General features: G+C 57.8%; 14 protein-coding genes and 1 pseudogene. 9 read left to right on the top strand and 6 right to left on the bottom strand.

All coding sequences use genetic code 11. The features are described 5' to 3' along the window. Nucleotides 1-113: 113 nt before the first annotated feature. Nucleotides 114-2324, bottom strand: coding sequence for a putative bifunctional diguanylate cyclase/phosphodiesterase (locus AC1Q6D_RS29705; RefSeq protein WP_103406139.1), 2211 nt, complete (start codon nt 2322-2324; stop codon nt 114-116). A gap of 497 nt (nt 2325-2821) precedes the next feature. Here AC1Q6D_RS29705 and AC1Q6D_RS29700 point away from each other — a divergent pair. Continuing rightward, nucleotides 2822-3039: pseudogene (locus AC1Q6D_RS29700) on the top strand (alpha-hydroxy-acid oxidizing protein); the annotation flags it as partial. A gap of 390 nt (nt 3040-3429) precedes the next feature. Here AC1Q6D_RS29700 and AC1Q6D_RS29695 read toward each other — a convergent pair. Genes AC1Q6D_RS29695 through AC1Q6D_RS29685 form a run of 3 tightly spaced genes read right to left on the bottom strand, consistent with a single transcriptional unit; the run spans nt 3430 to nt 7507 of the window. After that, nucleotides 3430-4422 carry a thioesterase, FlK family gene (locus AC1Q6D_RS29695; RefSeq protein WP_103406141.1) on the bottom strand — a complete coding sequence of 331 codons (993 nt, stop codon included), beginning with the start codon at nt 4420-4422 and terminating at the stop codon, nt 3430-3432. Further along, nucleotides 4419-6032, bottom strand: coding sequence for a class I adenylate-forming enzyme family protein (locus AC1Q6D_RS29690; RefSeq protein ID WP_103406142.1), 1614 nt, complete (start codon nt 6030-6032; stop codon nt 4419-4421). Before AC1Q6D_RS29690 ends, AC1Q6D_RS29695 begins: the two co-directional genes overlap by 4 nt. A gap of 50 nt (nt 6033-6082) precedes the next feature. Then, nucleotides 6083-7507: a purine-cytosine permease family protein gene (locus AC1Q6D_RS29685; RefSeq protein ID WP_103406143.1), complete on the bottom strand. Its 1425-nt coding sequence runs from the start codon at nt 7505-7507 to the stop codon at nt 6083-6085. 144 nt (nt 7508-7651) lie between these two features. Between AC1Q6D_RS29685 and AC1Q6D_RS29680 the strand changes: the two genes are divergently transcribed. Beyond that, complete coding sequence (locus tag AC1Q6D_RS29680) at nt 7652-8569, top strand: LysR family transcriptional regulator (protein ID WP_103406144.1); 918 nt, start codon at nt 7652-7654, stop codon at nt 8567-8569. Between the two features lie 160 nt (nt 8570-8729). After that, nucleotides 8730-10103, top strand: coding sequence for a transposase (locus AC1Q6D_RS29675; RefSeq protein WP_103406145.1), 1374 nt, complete (start codon nt 8730-8732; stop codon nt 10101-10103). A 720-nt stretch (nt 10104-10823) separates the two neighbouring features. Here AC1Q6D_RS29675 and AC1Q6D_RS29670 read toward each other — a convergent pair. Both AC1Q6D_RS29670 and AC1Q6D_RS29665 read right to left on the bottom strand, forming a co-directional pair. After that, nucleotides 10824-12068, bottom strand: coding sequence for an OprD family porin (locus tag AC1Q6D_RS29670; protein ID WP_103406152.1), 1245 nt, complete (start codon nt 12066-12068; stop codon nt 10824-10826). Between the two features lie 181 nt (nt 12069-12249). Beyond that, nucleotides 12250-12825, bottom strand: coding sequence for a dehydroquinate synthase/iron-containing alcohol dehydrogenase family protein (locus AC1Q6D_RS29665; RefSeq protein WP_256590367.1), 576 nt, complete (start codon nt 12823-12825; stop codon nt 12250-12252). Between AC1Q6D_RS29665 and AC1Q6D_RS29660 the strand changes: the two genes are divergently transcribed. From AC1Q6D_RS29660 to AC1Q6D_RS29635, 6 genes are all read left to right on the top strand, one after another. Beyond that, nucleotides 12817-13395 carry a hypothetical protein gene (locus AC1Q6D_RS29660; protein ID WP_103406146.1) on the top strand — a complete coding sequence of 193 codons (579 nt, stop codon included), beginning with the start codon at nt 12817-12819 and terminating at the stop codon, nt 13393-13395. The two genes, AC1Q6D_RS29665 and AC1Q6D_RS29660, sit on opposite strands and share 9 nt — an antisense overlap. Then, nucleotides 13392-13940 carry a DUF2857 domain-containing protein gene (locus tag AC1Q6D_RS29655; protein WP_103406147.1) on the top strand — a complete coding sequence of 183 codons (549 nt, stop codon included), beginning with the start codon at nt 13392-13394 and terminating at the stop codon, nt 13938-13940. The genes AC1Q6D_RS29660 and AC1Q6D_RS29655 overlap by 4 nt, the downstream gene beginning before the upstream one ends. A gap of 5 nt (nt 13941-13945) precedes the next feature. Beyond that, the gene (locus AC1Q6D_RS29650) at nt 13946-15172 is read left to right on the top strand and encodes an STY4528 family pathogenicity island replication protein (protein WP_492618493.1); all 1227 of its coding nucleotides are present in this window, start codon (nt 13946-13948) and stop codon (nt 15170-15172) included. A 327-nt stretch (nt 15173-15499) separates the two neighbouring features. Next, nucleotides 15500-16255 (top strand): PFL_4669 family integrating conjugative element protein, encoded by a 756-nt coding sequence (locus AC1Q6D_RS29645; protein ID WP_103406469.1) that lies wholly within the window; start codon nt 15500-15502, stop codon nt 16253-16255. Then, the gene (locus AC1Q6D_RS29640) at nt 16252-16770 is read left to right on the top strand and encodes a DUF3158 family protein (protein ID WP_103406470.1); all 519 of its coding nucleotides are present in this window, start codon (nt 16252-16254) and stop codon (nt 16768-16770) included. Before AC1Q6D_RS29645 ends, AC1Q6D_RS29640 begins: the two co-directional genes overlap by 4 nt. Then, complete coding sequence (locus tag AC1Q6D_RS29635; protein WP_103406471.1) at nt 16767-17237, top strand: single-stranded DNA-binding protein; 471 nt, start codon at nt 16767-16769, stop codon at nt 17235-17237. Before AC1Q6D_RS29640 ends, AC1Q6D_RS29635 begins: the two co-directional genes overlap by 4 nt. Nucleotides 17238-17263: the final 26 nt, after the last annotated feature.

Below are 17263 nucleotides of genomic sequence, written 5' to 3'. Positions count from 1 at the left end.
GTGTGAGAAAGGCGCGGGGAGCGCCTTGCCTGAGGAGAGGGAGTTCTGCGCTGGGGTCTGAAAATTTGCCTTAGCGTCTGATTTTCAGGTCTGGATCCAGACAGAATTGGCGGTCAGGGATGTGAGGCGGGATGGCTCAGGAAAGCTTCGATTTCTGCGCAGGGCATCGGTTTGGCAAAGTAATACCCCTGAAAAACATCGCAGCGACAGCCCTTCAGGAAATTCACTTGGGAAGCCGTTTCCACGCCTTCGGCGACCACCGTCAGGCTGAGGTGATGGGCCATGGAAATAATGCCTTGGGTGATCGCTGCATCGTGATGGTCGGTGGCGATATCCTGGATGAACGAGCGGTCAATCTTGATCTTGTCGATGGGCAAGCGCTTGAGGTAACTGAGGCTGGAAAAACCAGTGCCGAAATCATCGAGCGCAATGCGCACCCCCAATGCCTTGAGCCGGTGCAACGTGTCGATCGCCTGTTCAGCGTTATGCAACAGAAGTGACTCGGTGATCTCCAGCTCCAACTGCTCACCACACAGACCATGTTTCTCCAGGGTGGCCTGGACACACTGGACGAACTGGCCACGCTGAAAATGCATCGGTGAAATATTCACCGCCATTGAGATGCCGGTGATGCCCTGCTCGCCTAGCTCGCGCAGCTGCGCGCAGGCCGTATCGAGGACCCAAAGGCTTAGCGGGATGATCTGACCACTGTCCTCTGCCACCGGCACAAACACCGCGGGTGAGATAAATCCTTTTTCCGGATGCTCCCAGCGCAGCAACGCTTCGATCCCGACCACCCGCCCCGTGCGCGCGTCTAGCTGCGGTTGGTAATGCAGCTGCAACGACTGAGTTTCGATTGCCTTTTGCAGGTCATTGCGCAGGCCCGCATGCTCGCAAACGCGCTGATTGAGATCGCTGGTGTACCACTGAAAGTTGTTGCGCCCGTGCTGCTTGGCTTTGTACATGGCCATGTCAGCCTGCTGGATCAGTTGCATCGGCTGCTCGATGTGCCCATCGCTCAGGGTGATGCCGACACTTGCACTCACGTGCAGGTCAATGCCCTGGATGCAGTAGGGTCTGGAAATGCTGGCCATCAATCGCTCGGCTACTGGAACAACGTCCTCATCATGAAGCAGGTCTGGTAGCAGAACGATAAATTCATCACCACCCATGCGCACGATGGTATCCCCCGGACGAACCTGCTGGGTCATACGCTGCGCCACCTCGATCAGCACCTGATCACCGAAGTAGTGCCCGATCGAATCGTTGATGGACTTAAATCCATCCAGATCAATGCACATCACCGCCAGACGACGCTTACGCCGACGACTGATGTGACAATCCAGAACAAGCCGGTCTTCAAGCGAAACACGGTTAAGCAAACCGGTCAGCCGATCATGGCTGGCATTGAAGCTCAATTGGCGCTCGAAATGCTTCTGCTCGCTGATGTCCCGGGCAATGCCAAATACCCCGACGATTTCTCCGTTGACCATGATCGGCAGGTTAGAGATGTCCATGGTCAACAGTTTTTCACTCTCGTCGCGAACCCGCGCCTCGAAGCGCTGAGGCACTCCGGCGCGGGCTGCGGAAAAATGCTGACTGACCCGTTGCAGGTCTTCTTCGAGCACCAGATGGGAAAAGTGATGACCAATGAAATTGGTTGCAGTGTGCGGTTTCAGCTTCAGGCCTGCTGGATTCACACTCTGGATGTTGCCGGCCAGATCGAGGGCGAACACCGGATTGGGGTTGTAGGTGAACAATGACCGAAAACGTTGTTCGCTTGCCTCCAGTCGTTGGCCGTCACGCTCATGGCGGATCGCAATGACGGCCAGTTGGGCGGCAAAGGCCAGTCGTTGAATCTGCGCCTCGTCCGGCGCGTGGGCCCGGTTCTGGTACAGGGCAAATGTACCCAACACGCTTCCTTGATGGGAGAGCAAAGGCACCGACCAGCAGGAACGCAGGTTATGCCCCAGCGCCAGGCCGCGAAAACGCTCCCAGTTTGGATCTCGGGCGATGTCTTCGGTGACCACAAGCTCGCGCCGGAACGCTGCGGTGCCGCAGGTTCCTTCGTGTGGACCAATGGCCATTCCATGAATCGCGTCACTGTATTCGACCGGCAGGCTGGGCGCCGCGCCGCTCAGCAAGTGCTTGTCCTCGGCATCAGTAAGCAGGATAGAGCAGAAGGTTTCGGGGGCCTGTGCGTCGTGCATCTGACAGATGGCGCAGAGTATGTCGCCCAGATGATGGTCGGTCGCGATCATGCCGAGGATGTCACGTTGCGACTCGGGCAAGGCCTTGCTGTGGAAGCCAGGACGAGTATTCATGGTGGTTCCTGAAGACTCTCGAGGTCGTCCGGTCATCAGAGAGCCAGAAATAGTGGGCTGCCGATCACTGTCCACTAGTGCGTCGGACGCGCACTCTATAGAGCACCGACCAGCTAAAAAAAGGTTCAGATCCAACATAAAATACAGTACCAGATTGCCGCCGATTGGCTGACTTCGCTTTCTCGACTCGCTCGACCTAGGAGCACCCTCTGGCCAAATCGATTATGTCTTTTCCAGCGTACGTCGCCACAGTCCACCTAATGCCGTCCTAAGTCAGACTCTTCAATACTGAATCACTTAAAGTTTTGTGGCGCACGCGGAGCGCTTGTTTCAGGTCGACTCCGGCTCGGATTGATCGGCAGCAATCGGCACAGAGTGTTTAAAAACGCTAGATCCCGTTTCGATTTCCAAGGCCAGTAGCTGTCCGGCTTCGTAGCCTGATCAGGGTACGATGTCCCTTCCTGGTGAGCTAAACCGCCCCAGCAACACGCCAGATCATTCGTAGCGGCCAGGATGTGCTCAACGCATGGGCTCTTGGCGCAGGCGGCACATTGATAGCTCGCGCCATGGTCTACGAACTCGGCGCAATGGGCGAGTCAGGTGTCAGTAAGGCGTTGCAGATCCTGCACAAGGAGCTGGATGTGTCGATGGCGCATGCGGTCACACCGATATCAGAAACGTCGATCGAACAATTCTGGTCCCTGGCACTTTTTGAACGGCACTGCGAAGAGAAGACTATGAAAATTGACTTTTTAAATCTATCAGGCCTGGCTGCCCCCGTGGGTTTTTCACACGTAACCGTGGCTTGCGCATCAGAAAAGTACGCGTCCGAGATTGAGATCTTTACCTTCGGCAGAGGCTTGCGGACTCGGAATTCACGTACCAGCGTGCAAAAAAGGCGTTTTCACCAGTCGATGATCCGGCAGTTTGGAAGGACCAACTTTTTCAATAGAATCGGTCGGTAGCGGCCTTTTTCAACAGAATCGGCCAAAAGCAGTCAGCCGACTTGCTCCCGGGTATGAATTGAGGAGCGGTTCGTCAAATGATGCAATGCAGAAACCTTCCCACACTTTAAGGCTGATTCACGCTCCTCCATCGCTAGGGACTAATTGTTCTGACCGTTACTCTGGGCTAGATAATCGCCCATCATTTCCAGCCGATCATTGCCCCAGAACAGCTTCGAATCGGCGATGACGGTCGGAGCACCGAAAACGCCTACCTGCACGGCTTGATCGTTGTTAGCCTCCAGTGCCAGTTTGAATCGCTCATCGGAAGCAGCTTGAATAGTTGCACTTCGGTCCAGGCCTGCTGCAATCGCCAGATCGCCGAGGATCTCCAGGTCGCTGATATCCCGGTTTTCACTCCAGTAAGCTCGCATCACGTTGAAGATGAACTCCACGCCCTTTCCATTCTCGATTGCATACAAGCTGCAACGCAAAGCTCGGGAAGGCCGCAATGGAAACTGAGGGTGGTAGCTTAGCGTCAAGCGTCTCAGTCGAGCCCAATCCTGCAAATCCTGCTGAAACCACCGCACAAATGCTGACGATGCTTCCAGTGGTCGCCGCCCCCCGATGTGATCGATCAGGTTGGCCAAGTGCATAGGCCGCCAATGAATCGCTCGACCATGGGCAGCGGCGATTTCTCGCAAGCGCGGCATAGCCAGGTAGCACCATGGACTGTGAAAATCGAAAAAAAACTCAATTGGCTCGCCCGCGCTGATTGGTTGCGGTATGGAGAAGCGGCTGAGGTCGACCATCACTCGTTCGTGATGGCCGCGCATCACTAACCGCCCTTGTTGGCTCGCGCTCACCGCGAAACTCAACGTGCGGCCCTTGGTCGACTCCAGCACGGCTTCGCACTGGACCTCAATGCCCGGCCAGGCCGGGCTCAAATGCGCAATATCCACTTTAGTGCCAACCGTGCCCCATCCCGGAACGCAGAAAGCCTGAACGCCACTGCCCGCCGTTTCCTCCAGCAGAGCAATAAGTGCCGGCGTAGATACCACTTGCACCCCAGCATTACCGATGGCGGCAGCCGTCTCTTGAAGCCCTGGTACGAATGCGCAGTGATGCCGGTGGCCGATGATCGGTGTGCTCATGGCAATTCCTCCAACTGCATCGCCATGGCTTGGGCTTTCAGCTCGCGCTTGAGTATTTTTCCACTGGACGTCATGGGCCATTGGCTGACCTTGAACACCCTGGATGGATGCTTGAACCCAGCGATTTTTCCGGCACACGCTTGCTTCACCTGCGCAGCGGAGAGCGCCCCACCCAACTCGACCGCCGCGGCGACCACTTCGCCGTAGAAAGGATCCGGCATGGCAAATACAGCGATTTCGGTGATCGCCGGGTGGCCGCGCAGCAGGTTCTCCACCTCCACCGGGTAGATGTTCTCGCCACCGCGGATGATCATGTCGCGTAACCGTCCTCCCACAAGTTCCACTCGGCCATCGGCGGTAACGCGTCCGAGATCTCCCGTCTGCATCCAGCCATCGAGGTCGATACAACGAGCAGTCTCCAGCGGGTCACGATGATAACCGAGCATCACCATGGGCCCGCGCACCTGAACCTGCCCGGTCTCACCGCAGGCCAGCACCTGTCCGTTGTCCGGATCACACACGCGCACCTGCATGCCTGGCAATGGCATGCCGGCGGTGGTGAATCGCTGCGCACTCTCGCAACTGTCCAAAGCGATAAGGGTGCTGGCTTCGGTCTGGCCGTACACCTGCACCAGGCCTGGAATCGGGAACGCAGACGCGCAGCGTTCGAGCAAAGCCGGGTCGCAATCGGCGCCACCGCAAGTACCCGCCCGCAACGAGCCAAGGTCGTACTGTGTTCGTCGCGGGTGCTCCAGCATGGCCAGATAAGAGGTGGGAACGCCCGTCAGCAGCGTACAGCGCTCGGCCTCCACGAGGTGCAACATTCGCTCGGCATCGAAGGCGCTGACCCCCACATACGTAGCCCCTGCGGCCAGCGCTGAGAGCACATTCATAATGCAGCCCGCGCAGTGGAATAGCGGAATGATGGAAGTCCAGCGATCCTCGGCGGTAACCGCCAGACGCGCGACGGTTCCTCGTGCATTCATCAACATGCCTTCGAAGCACAGTTCAGCGCCCTTTGGCCGCCCTGTGGTGCCGGAGGTGTACTGGATGCTGGCCAGCTCGCGAGGCGACCAGGGCCACGCCTGAAATGGCAGCTGCGGTCCTTCGCTCATCAGTGCTGCGTAACTCCAGCAATTCTCAGCGTGAAGCTCAGGTCCGTCGAAGCAAATCACGTCGCGCAGAAGGGGTAACCGGTTACGAGTGTCCAGTGTCATGGACAGATAGTCACTGGAGCGAAAGCGCGCGGAAAGCAAGATCGCCACCGACTGACTGTGGTCCAGCACATGCAGGAGGTCGTCCTCGCGAAAGTGCGTATTAACCGGCACCAGCACCGCACCAATGGCAGCGATGGCGACCTGCGCGATTGGCCATTCGATTCTGTTTTCCGCCCACAATGCCACCGAGCTGCCGGGTTGAATCCCGCGCCGCCGCAAGGCACAGGCCAGTGTCTGGGAAGCCAGCAACCATTGGCTGAAGGTCAGCCGCTGAGGTGTGGAGTCAAATACGAGCGCCTCCTTGTCCGGCCAGCGGTTCGCGCAGTGCAACAGCATTGCGTATGGGTCGCCGGGCAAGTTTTCGCGTGCGAAGCGGGATTCATCCGATGTCATGAAAAGACTACCTGAGAGTGGAGTGAAGGCTGATTGGATTGGCAATCCAGTTAGGCTTTGCTGTCGAGAGCAGGCGTCAGGGACGGTGGCACCCTGGCGGCCATTCGCCGACTGACCAGGCAATAAAGCATTCCGGTACCCAGCAGGCCGACCACCCAGGAAACATCTGCATAGTTCAGCGCACGGGCGACCGGTCCGGTGTAGAAACCGCTGGAAATGAACGGCAACTCCATCAGTACCCCACAGCAGTAGGTGACAATAACCGGCCAGTTCCAACGGCCATAGCGGCCAGCGGGATCATTGAGAGCTGCCAGGTCATAGCGCGTGCCGTTTACGAAGAACACGTCGGCTAGACTGATAGCGCTCCAGGGGGTGATGAACGCCAGGAGAAAAATGAGGAAGGAAGAAAACGCACTGATAAAGCTGTGGGAACCGGCCAGGGCAATCAGCACTGCAACGGACACCATTCCCAGCACGTAGATGAAGCGATGGGTCAGAGACACTTTGCTGACGCCGCAGAACGCGCTGACAATGGTCGCGCTGGACATGTAGCTGCTGTAAGCGTTGAGGGTCATCATGGTGATCTTGCCGAAGCCGACCACCAGATACAGGATCATGGCCAACAAACCCGTCGAGCCCAGGCTTACGACAAACTCTACCTCATGGCCCGAGAAGGCGGTTCCGGCGAGGGCTGCGGCAAACACACCGAAGGTCATGGCGGCCTGTGATCCCAGTACCGTGCCCAGCGATGCAGCCAGAAAGATCTTCAACTTGGACGTCTGACTGGGCAAATATCGGGAGTAGTCCGCTACGTATGGCCCATACGAAATCTGCCAGGCGGCTGCCAACGAGATCGAAAACACGAAGTTGGCAGCGACGAAGTGACGATTGTCGAGCAGCGCATGGATATCGTGCCGGGCCAGCAACGCACCGAACATGTAGATAAAGGCAATGACGCCCACCACGCTGGCTACTTTGGCGATGGAGTGGATGGTGCGATACCCAAGGGTCGCCAACAACAGGGTTACCAGGCCGAACAGAATGATGCCCTGCCAGTCCGCGATCGATAGCACTTTCGCCACGGATTGACCGGCCAGCAACGTGCCGCCCGCCGAGAACCCTACGTACAACAAACTCACCAGTACAAGCGGAATGACCGCACCATAGACACCGAACTGCACGCGACTGCGGATCATCTGTGGCAGGCCAATCGCCGGCCCCTGGGCGGCTTGCAGGCCCATGACGATGCTGCCAAGTACTTGGCCTATCAGAAGGCCAATCAACGACCAGAATACATCGCCTCCCAGCACCACCGCCAAAGCCCCGGTGACGATGGCCGTGATGTTCAGGTTCACACCCAGCCACAGTGTGAACTGACCGAATGCGCTGCCATGGCGCTCGTTTTCCGGTATGTAATCGATGGAGCGGGTTTCAATTACCGACCTCGGTGCAACAGGTGCAGTTGAACGAGCCATGGGCGAATCCTCGATATTGTTAGTGCAGCATCTGCGCCAGATCAGCGCGTTTTTTTGGAAGGACACAGGCTGTGGATGGACTGAGGTTAAGCGGCGGGGTATATAATTAAAAATATGCACTGTTGATACAGCGAATTAAAAATAATGATTCACTTCAGCCTTCGGCAAATCGAATACTTTGTAGCAGCGGCCCAATGTCGAAGTACCGTCAATGCGGCGAAGTCGCTGAGTGTGTCCCAACCCTCGATATCGAACGCGATTGCGGAGTTGGAAGCCTTATGGGATGAGCGCTTGTTCGTGAGGATTCCAGGCAAAGGGATCGAACTCAGCTCCGCCGGAACCCGCCGCTATCAGCAAGCAAGGCAGCTACTGCAAAGTGCCGCGCAGCTCTCTGCCAAGGAGACTGATAGCGTGGTTGGAGACCTTTCGGTGGGTTGTTTTGCAACGTTGGGCGCGCGACATGTCCCCACCATGGTCGAGCGCTTCAAGCAGCGTTTTCCTGAGGTACGAGTCGCCATTGTCGAAGGTGACACCGAGGAACTGATCGAACGGGTGGAGCGCGGCACCCTTGATTTAGCGCTGATCTATGACATGAACCTGGCTCGTAAGGTCAAGCTACAGGCGGTGGGACTGCAATCACCTTATGTGCTGCTGCCCGAAGGGCATCATCTGGCAGCAAAAGCCAGCTTGTGTATTCAGGATTTGCAAACCGAGCCCTTCATCCTTCTAGACCTGCCTCACAGTCGCGACTATTTCCTGTCACTGTTCCGCACGGGCGGTTTAGAGCCCAATGTCATTATGGAGTTGCACTCGGTGGAAATGGTGCGCTCACTCGTGGCACATGGGCACGGAGTGTCGATTCTCGTCACTCGACCCGCTGGAGACTTGAGCTACGACGGGCGAGCCATCGTGTGTCGCCCATTTGACGCTAGCATCCCACCGCAACGAGTCGTGATCGCCTCGTCGCAAACCCAGAAGCCATCCCGTCCGGCTGAAGCGTTCGTGGTGGTGATGCGCGAACTATTCAATGAAGCCGATACGCTTGAAACCTCGACGATCTGATGAAGGTTTTTGGTTTCTCCGCTGAGCTATTTTCAGCAGTCCGTTGCGGAGCAGTTTTCCGCTGGTGAACGACAGCTATGGGTCGACTCTGTTGAAAAAGTATCTCTCCTGCTTGGCCTGAGGCAAAATCTGCTCATCGGCCAGCGGGAGAGTACGCAGCATGATGGGACAGTTATCGAGTGGGCAGGAGCGACTGTTTTACTCGTTCAACCTTGAAGATCACATCCCAGCCAATCACCTTCTGCGCAGCATTGATCGGTGTCTCGATCTGAGCGACTTGCGCCACTATCTCGCCGATTTCTATAGCCCAATTGGGCGTCCGTCGATTGATCCTGAGTTGATGATCCGCATGCTGGTCGTGGGCTATTGCTATGGCATTCGCTCCGAACGGCGGTTATGCGAAGAGGCTCATTTGAACCTGGCGTATCGCTGGTTCTGCCGGCTGAGCCTTGTGGATGAAGTCCCCAATCACTCGACGTTTTCCAAAAATCGACACGGCCGTTTCAGGGACAGTGATCTGTTTCGATGGCTGTTCAATGAGGTGCTGCGTCGCTGCATGGACGCGGGTCTGATCAAGGGCGAAGGCTTTGCCGTGGACGCCAGCATTATCAAAGCGGATGCGAGTCGGCAGCGCGGTGTACCAGGCGATGAACCAGTCAACTGGAGCGATCCGGCCCTGAGTACCCGCGCCGTGCGTGAGTACCTCGAAGCACTTGATGAGGAGGCACTGGCCGAAACGCTACCCAAGCGCCTGTCGCTGACCGATCCTCAAGCCCGCTGTACCGCAGCTCCAGGTGGCCCAGCGTTTTACGCTTACTCGACGAATTATCTGATCGATACCGAGCACGGCGTGATCATGGATGTGGAACCCACACCGGCTCATCGAACGGCCGAGGTCGAGAGCACCAAAACCATGATTGATCGAGTCGAAGAGTTGTTCGACATCAAACCGGATCGCTTAATCGGCGATACCGCTTACGGCACAGCACCGATGTTGGCCTGGATGGTGGAAGAGAAAGATATCGAGCCGCATGTGCCGGTGTGGGATAAAGCAGAGCGCAAGGACGACAGTTTTTCGATCAGCGACTTCCACTGGAACAAAGACGCTGAGGAGTATCGCTGTCCTGCTGGTAAGGCATTGCGTAGCGAATGGAGAGCTTTCAAGAACCTGCGCTCACACGTGACGAAAGCGAACACCATCAACTTCCGATCCAGCCAAACCGACTGCGCGACATGCCCAATGAAAGCCAAGTGTTGCCCGAACACGGCGTTCCGCAAGATCGCTCGCAGCGTCCACGAAGCCGCTCGTAATGTGGCCCGGCGCATCGCAGCGACGGCGCAATACGTACGTTCTCGCCACGAACGTAAAAAGGTCGAAATGCTGTTTGCCCACCTCAAACGCATCCTGAAATTGGATCGCCTGAGACTACGTGGCATGAGTGGCGCAGCCGATGAGTTCACGCTGGCTGCTGCAGTGCAGAACCTGCGACGGCTGGCCAAACTTACATCTCAAGGGCCACCACTCACGGGATAGGTGCGCCTGCACGGAGCAAAAACCTCAAATTAATCCACTGACAGAGCAGCAAAGGTCGACGAAGAGCCGAGAAACCACGCAACGTGGTGAGTAGGTTCTCTGTTGGTGGTCGTGCTTGAGTTCAGGCCAACTGAAAATCCGACTTTTTCAACAGAATCGGCCGCTCTCTGCCGGTCATGGTTGCAAAGTGTATTGGTCAAATCCGATGGAATCGTTGGTCAATGCAAATGACTGGTCAGGTCGAATGCAATCGGGTGATCAAGTGGAGTGCAATTTTGCACACAATGGAACGTCGAAGCGTTGATGACACTACACGGGGTATGCCGGTTGTACTCGGAACACGCCGCTGCGCTTTCGTAAGAAATGTTATCGAAGCACTCGCTCCCTTCAGTGGTCATTAGAAAATAAAACGAAGTCATTAGATCTTAAAATGGAAAGTGGACAGCCGAAGATGCAGCTTGACCAATCTGAATGCGCTGGCCTAGCCGATCTTGCCTGTAATCTGGACGGAAACTAAGTGGCCGCTTATTGCTTCATACCAGCTTAAGCCGGTACGAGGCCAGCCTTGGGCCCGCTGGACTCACCCATCCTCTTTAGCTTTCACTGGCCGGTATAGTCCCGGACCACGACCCTGGCGCGGTCTAATTAACTCAAAGTCGAAGAAGCGGCGGCTACAAAAGTCTGTAGCCGCTGGTGTAGCGTGCGATCTGTTTAGCGGTATTAAAGCGCCGAGAAAGGGTAGCTGATAATCAGACGGTTCTCGTCGAACTCCAGGCTGCTGTAATCGCGACGCAGGGTGCTGTTGCGCCATTTCAGCGACAGGTTTTTCAGGCTGCCACTCTGGATCACATAGGCCAACTCACTCTCCCGGCCCCACTCCTTGCCGTCACTCACAGTCGCGGTGTGTACGTCTTCACCGCTGATATAGCGGTTCATCAGGGTCAACCCGGGAATGCCGACACCAACGAAGTTGAAGTCGTGACGCAACTGCCAGGACCGCTCCTTGGCATTGTCGTAACTGGAGTTGTAGCTGTCGTTGGCCAGGGTGCCGCCGCTGGTGCCATTGACACGCATCCAGGCGTTGTCGCCGCTGACTTTCTGCAAGCCCAGGTAAAAGGTGCTGCTGCCGTACTTGGCCGAGAACATGGCGGAGGCGGTTTTGTTGTCCAACTCCCCTGCCCGCTCGCTGCCGCTTTCCTTGCCGATGAAGTAGCCAAGATTGGCGCCCAATACCCAGCTTCCCACTGTTTGGCTGTGCACCAGGTTGATGAACTGCTGGTTGTAGATGTCCTTGAGCTCGGCATTCCACAGGCCAATCATGGTTTGCTTGCGGTTGAAACTGTACTCGCCCCCGGCAAAGTTGAAGCGATCGGAGGTAACCCCGCCCCTACCGGTCATCGACATATCGTCCATGCTCGCGTCGTTGCGTGGACTGTTGCCGCGGAACTGCCCGCCGTACAGGGTCAAACCGTCGATATCCTGGGAAGTCACCTGGCCACCGCGGAAGGTTTGTGGCAGGGACCGGCCGTCATCGGAACGTAGGATCGGCAGTACCGGCATCCATTCGCCGACCTTCAGTTCAGTTTTTGACAGGCGAGCCTTCAACGCCACGCCGAATCGCCCGAAGTCATCGGCTGGGCGGCCATCGTCATGCACTGGCAGCAACTGGGTGTTGGTGGTACCGCGACCACCATCGAGCTTGAGCGCATACAGCCCTAGCACGTCGACACCGAAACCCACCGTCCCCTGGGTAAAGCCGGACTTGGCGTCGAGGATAAAGCTCTGGGTCCACTCCTCAGCCTTGCTCTGCGGATAAGCCGGATTGGTGAAGTTGCGGTTGATGTAGAAGTTGCGCGCCGTCAGGCTCGCCTTGGCGTCCTCGAAGAAACCCTCGGCCAGGGCCGGAAAGGCAGACACGGCCAGCGCCAGTCCGAGAGCATGGGTGCTAACGACAGGTGCAAGCATGCGGATGGTTTTACTGCTGCAGTTCATTGTTTTTATTCTCATGTTTAAAAAGCGCACAAAACCTCCCCTCTGCGTAGACAGACGAGGTGAAAAAAGGGAAGGCAAGCTGATACGGCCCCTCAATTTAGGGGGCGTACCCCTTCAGCACACCGCCTATTAATAGGCGATGCGCGTCAGTCGGTTAGAAGATGCTGCGGTAGAGGGCTTCTACGTCCTGCTCGGTCATGTCCTTGGGATTGCTGTCGATCAGGCGACGCAGGTTCACCGCCACCGAGCTGGCCATTTCGGTGAGGGCGGATTCGTCCACTCCCAGTATCGACAGCCGGGTTTCCAGGCCGCTGTCGGCCACCAGCGCTTCAATTGCCTGGACAAAGGCTTCGGCGGCTTCGGCCTCGTCCTCGAAATGGCGGCCCGGCAACAGGTACGCCGCGAGCTCCGCGTATTGGCTTTGCGCAGCGCTCAGGTTGAAACGCAGCACTGGCGCCATCACCAGGGCATTGGCGTGACCGTGGGGAATGTGAAAGCGCGCCCCCAGCGGATAGGCCAACCCATGGATCGCCGCCACCGAGGCATTAACAAAAGCCATGCCCGCCATCAGCGAGCCTTGCAGCATCGCCGTGCGCGCCGCCACGTCCTGACCGTTGGCCAGCACTTTGCGCAGATTGGCGCCCAGCAACCCTAGGGCGGTGGTGGCCAGGCCATCGGCAATCGGATTCTTGCGGGTGCAACTGGTGTAGGCCTCGATGGCATGCACCATGGCGTCCAGGCCGGTGGCGGCGGTGACCTTGGCCGGCAGACCACGAACGAGTCACGGTCAGACGTTGAAAATCAAGCCGTCGTTTCCACGCGGCCCCAGGCGGATGGGTTTCACAGAGTGGGCGACCTCTGGCATATAGAACCCGCGCATGACACCTCCGAACAGCTTCGCTCCGCCATCTTCAACCTGGCACAGCGCCTGGCGAGTTACGCCGGACAGACCGACAGCGTAGTCGAGCAGTTGGACGGGCTCGGCTATGCCCTGCGGATGGAGTCGCTCGAACTGAGCTCACCTCGAGTCACCGGCATTCAGCTGCTGCTGACCGCCCTGATGCGGGCGCATGACGAGGTCAATTGGGAGGATCGCCACCAACTGCCTGCGGCCCTGTTCGGCCAGTTGCTGATTGGTGTCTATGAGGTCCCGATAAATGATCGCCCCGCCCTGAACACGGGCTTGGAACGCCTACCTGATGAGCAACTGATCCAGCTCTTTCGCCTTATCCGCCTGGCTCGACGCCTGATCGAGAAGATGCTTGAGCCTTCTCTCGCCCCTCCGGAGGCATTGTCATGAGCCTGTCCTTTAACCTACTCAATCAGGCCATGCTGACCCAGGTGCTGCATGAACTGCGTCAGGGAAACCTACAGCGCTGCAAGGCGTTAGGCTTGGGCGAAGACGACCTCACCCTGCTGCAATCCTTACCGCCCACCACCTTGTCGCGCCTGGCCCATGCCAGCGTATCCTGGGTCGAAATCCGCATCGATTCACCGGTGCTGCGGCGCCTGATTGAGCAAGCCGATCGCGACGAACAGAACGAGCGACTGATCAACCGGGCCCTCAAACTTGGTGCCAGCAGCACCATCATGTACCAGTGCTTCGGCTTGACCCATTCGGAAACCGCCATGCGCCGTCGGCTGTTGAAAATCGAAACCCATAAGGGCCGCCCGCATCACCTCAGCGAAGCACAAGAGCACGCGCTCTGGCGGCGCTGGTGCCAGTTGCGTGAGCAGGAAGGCAGCGAGGATCAACTCGACGCCATGATGATGCTGGCCGAGGAGCAACAAATCAGCCTGGTGATGGTCTGGCAGCAAATCGCCCAGCACAGCACTCAGTCGTGATTGCGATGACGACCTCCCGTTGGCAACGGGTGCTGCAACAGTGCGCCCGACAGATAGAAGATCAGTGGCCTACCCGTCCACCACCCCCCAAATCTGCCACCTACGGCCCGCAGGCCGGCTTTCTCTACAGCGGCCAATCCCTCGATAGTGTGCCGCGCCGCTTGCTGCTGGACAGTCGCTTGACGCCGCTCGAGCGCAACGCTTGGCAGGTATTTCGCTTGTTATTGGGCGGCCAGGGCTTGGTCCCCCCCCGCTACCAAGATTTGCAACCTTACTTGTCGACTGTCCCCTATGGCCCTGTAGCCTCTCGCGAGACCATCGCCCGCGTGCTCAGTGTGCTCCGGCTCACCCGCTGGCTCAGCCTGGTAGCGCACGGACGCGACCCCATCACGGGGCGTCTACAAGGGTCTGTATATGTGCTGCATGACGAGCCACTGACTCCAGCAGAAGCCATGGAACTGGATCCGGACTATTTGGAGCTGGTCGGGCATTGCCTTAGTCATGCAGCCAAGAATGTTCGTATCGTTGCGCAGCACGTCCTGACAGAGGTTGAGCGGGATACCGATATTGATCAGCGCCGGCTACCCACACGACTGGATGTGCTAGCCGAACGTTTGACAGCGCAGGCATTGGAGACACCCTTCCCTGACGCCCTCCTGCACGAATCCGAACTGGATGAAATGGCCGCCGTTCGGATTCGTGCAACGCCCAGTTCGGAGTCCGAACTCGGCTTAGAACCCAACACTGACAACGGCGTTCGGAATCCGAACGCTGCCTGTACTGTATTAAAAGCATGTATTAGTACTGTACAACACATGAGCCCCGGTATGGAAAAGCCGAGCTTGCAGTGGCCGGCAGGTTTGCATCTGCGCCCAGAGGAGCAACAGGCCGCTCTCCTTGCGCTGAACAAATTAGAGCCTGGTGATTGCCAGGCAGTGTTGAACGAGGCGGGAGCCCGCTGTGCGGCTGGCGGCATCCGTAAACCTACCGCGTACCTGATGGGCCTCATCCAGCGTGCGCTGCGCGGTGAATTCCATCCCTGGGCAGGTCAGGCCGCAGCGTCCCCCTTCGTCAGCTCAAGTGCGACTGCACCACCACCACCACCACCACCACCACCACCACCACCACCACCACCACGTTCCAGAAAACCGGGCGAGCCGCTATCACCCTTGGTGCAAGCTTGCCTGGATGAATTGCGTCAGCTCCCCGCGAAACGCCCTGGCGGTCAGTAGATTTGATGCCACGGGCATCAAATCTACTGACCGCCAGGGCGCGCCTTCACTCGAGGAAAGCAACTTACTCAACGGGTCCACCGGGCTCCGGACTCGTCGTAGATCTCAGTGGATTTGATGCCCCAGGCATCAAGGCGGATCTCGTCCCTTCGACCTCCGTGACGATCATGAACCTCGATGTACTTGTTGCCACGGGCATCAAGTCCACAGAGATCAGCAACACCCATTCACCCTCGACAAACCGAACAGACCGCATTCAGCTTTTTGGCTGCCCTTGACCCCCAACTGTCGCAACGTTCTCGCCCAAGCTTATGCGAGGACAACACCGTGGCCGATCACTATCAGCTCAACCTGGGTTCATTGCGCAGCAGTATTACGCTAACCCTGCACACCCACCACGCCGCCCGTATCTGGCAAGGTCGGACCGCACGCGAAGGCGTTCACTCGATCATGGGCATGGCCGGCTACATCAGTGTTACCAACCTGATCAAACAAACCGCGGCTCAGGACGACCCCTATGCCGACTGGGCCATCGTGCAACTCGAAGAAAAACTGATGCAGGCCAAAGCGGGAATGTTGGAACTGACCCAGCAGCTGGATCGGATCAGACAGGACCTGCCGACCCAGATCGACATGAGCGACAACCTCAACATCCACCCCGTCACCTTGCCGTTGTACATCGGCAGCCAGCTGGGTTTTCTGGCGGTCTATCTGCTGACCGACTACGACACCCTGGTGCGTCGCACCCTGCTGGCCCATCACACCGCCTTGATCGGCCGCATCGATATGGAAGCCTGGATCGACGACGGCGCCCATCTGCTGCGCAGCCTTTTCGGCCAGGCGCAGCGCTATCGACATGCCGGCGCCACACGCGATGACATGGCGGCGAACAACGCCCGTGCCCTGGCGGCGATCGATAAATTGGGTTTGCCCCCCATGGACATCCTTGAGGGTCATCGCCGCTCCCAGTTCGCGCCGCCAATCATTCGTCGTGGTGCTGTGGCAGTGGATGACGCTGACGCGTTGGAAGAGGTAGCGGCAGAGCACCCTGCGACAGTGGATGAGCCGGAGGACGAAGCATGATTCCCACGATCCCGGCTCAACCAATGCTCTTCGAAACGTTGACACCGGATGCCTATCGACAGCTCGAACACGCAGCCTCCCTAAAAGGCCTTTTAAAACCTTTTAAGGGTAAGGGGGAGTTGGAGCACCTGGCGCAGGCGGCAAGGGAAATCGAGGCGCAGTTATGTCACCTGATGGAGGATGTGGTGCAGCAAGCCGGACGGCCCCCTTACTCACTGCTGGATATTCGATTGGTGCTGCAGAACACCAGCGCTGGCAGCACCTTTTTGCGTTGGCGCACCCGTGACTTCGCCCGCATGGGGGTTGCAGTCTGGGAGTGCCAGGTCCGCAACCAAGCCCTGCCGCAGACCGTACGCGAGGGACTGCACCGTTTCGAGTGCGAACGCATCGCACTGAACCTACAGATGAGTGTGGTGCATTCGCTCTACCGCCAGGCCACGACCTGCGCGATCAAAATGGGCAGCGCCGAACGGCTGCTGCGCCAGTTCACAACCGCAGTGGAGGTATCAGGATGAGTACTTTTTTTGTCGGCGAAGGCAACATCGGCAGTGCGCCAGAGTTCCAGGAGTTTCCATCAGGCAATGACGAGCCACGGCGTTTGCTGCGGCTGAATGTGTACTTCGACAACCCCGTGCCACGCGAGGGTAGCTATGAAGACCGAGGCGGCTATTGGGCGCCGGTTGAACTCTGGCACCGCGAAACTGAACACTGGAGCACGCTGTACCAGAAAGGCATGCGCGTGCTGGTCGAAGGCCGCACCGTGCGCGATGAGTGGGAGGACAGCGAAGACAATGCGCGAGTCACCTTCAAGATCGAGGCCCGCCGAGTCGGCATCCTGCCTCACCGCGTGCACAGTGTGGTCATGCGCGAACGCTCCAGTGAACCGACGGCATCTGCGACACACGTCGGCCAACATACAGAGCAAGCCAGTTCACCTGCACCGAAACCCAAAAAGCGCAAGGGGTCGCCACCTACAGACTGATCGATTTCAGGCATAAAAATTGCGCC

Source organism: Pseudomonas sp. MT92, from assembly GCF_058792515.1.
This window is presented reverse-complemented; position numbering and strand designations above follow the sequence as displayed.

Excerpts from the sequence above, each read along its gene's own strand:
- AC1Q6D_RS29635 (WP_103406471.1), top strand. The coding sequence starts at position 16,767 with ATGAGTACTTTTTTTGTCGGCGAAGGCAACATCGGCAGTGCGCCAGAG.
- AC1Q6D_RS29665 (WP_256590367.1), bottom strand. The coding sequence starts at position 12,825 with ATGGTGCATGCCATCGAGGCCTACACCAGTTGCACCCGCAAGAATCCG.
- AC1Q6D_RS29675 (WP_103406145.1), top strand. The coding sequence starts at position 8,730 with ATGATGGGACAGTTATCGAGTGGGCAGGAGCGACTGTTTTACTCGTTC.
- AC1Q6D_RS29690 (WP_103406142.1), bottom strand. The coding sequence starts at position 6,032 with ATGACATCGGATGAATCCCGCTTCGCACGCGAAAACTTGCCCGGCGAC.
- AC1Q6D_RS29640 (WP_103406470.1), top strand. The coding sequence starts at position 16,252 with ATGATTCCCACGATCCCGGCTCAACCAATGCTCTTCGAAACGTTGACA.
- AC1Q6D_RS29685 (WP_103406143.1), bottom strand. The coding sequence starts at position 7,507 with ATGGCTCGTTCAACTGCACCTGTTGCACCGAGGTCGGTAATTGAAACC.
- AC1Q6D_RS29680 (WP_103406144.1), top strand. The coding sequence starts at position 7,652 with ATGATTCACTTCAGCCTTCGGCAAATCGAATACTTTGTAGCAGCGGCC.
- AC1Q6D_RS29655 (WP_103406147.1), top strand. The coding sequence starts at position 13,392 with ATGAGCCTGTCCTTTAACCTACTCAATCAGGCCATGCTGACCCAGGTG.
- AC1Q6D_RS29670 (WP_103406152.1), bottom strand. The coding sequence starts at position 12,068 with ATGCTTGCACCTGTCGTTAGCACCCATGCTCTCGGACTGGCGCTGGCC.
- AC1Q6D_RS29660 (WP_103406146.1), top strand. The coding sequence starts at position 12,817 with ATGCACCATGGCGTCCAGGCCGGTGGCGGCGGTGACCTTGGCCGGCAG.
- AC1Q6D_RS29695 (WP_103406141.1), bottom strand. The coding sequence starts at position 4,422 with ATGAGCACACCGATCATCGGCCACCGGCATCACTGCGCATTCGTACCA.
- AC1Q6D_RS29650 (WP_492618493.1), top strand. The coding sequence starts at position 13,946 with ATGACGACCTCCCGTTGGCAACGGGTGCTGCAACAGTGCGCCCGACAG.
- AC1Q6D_RS29705 (WP_103406139.1), bottom strand. The coding sequence starts at position 2,324 with ATGAATACTCGTCCTGGCTTCCACAGCAAGGCCTTGCCCGAGTCGCAA.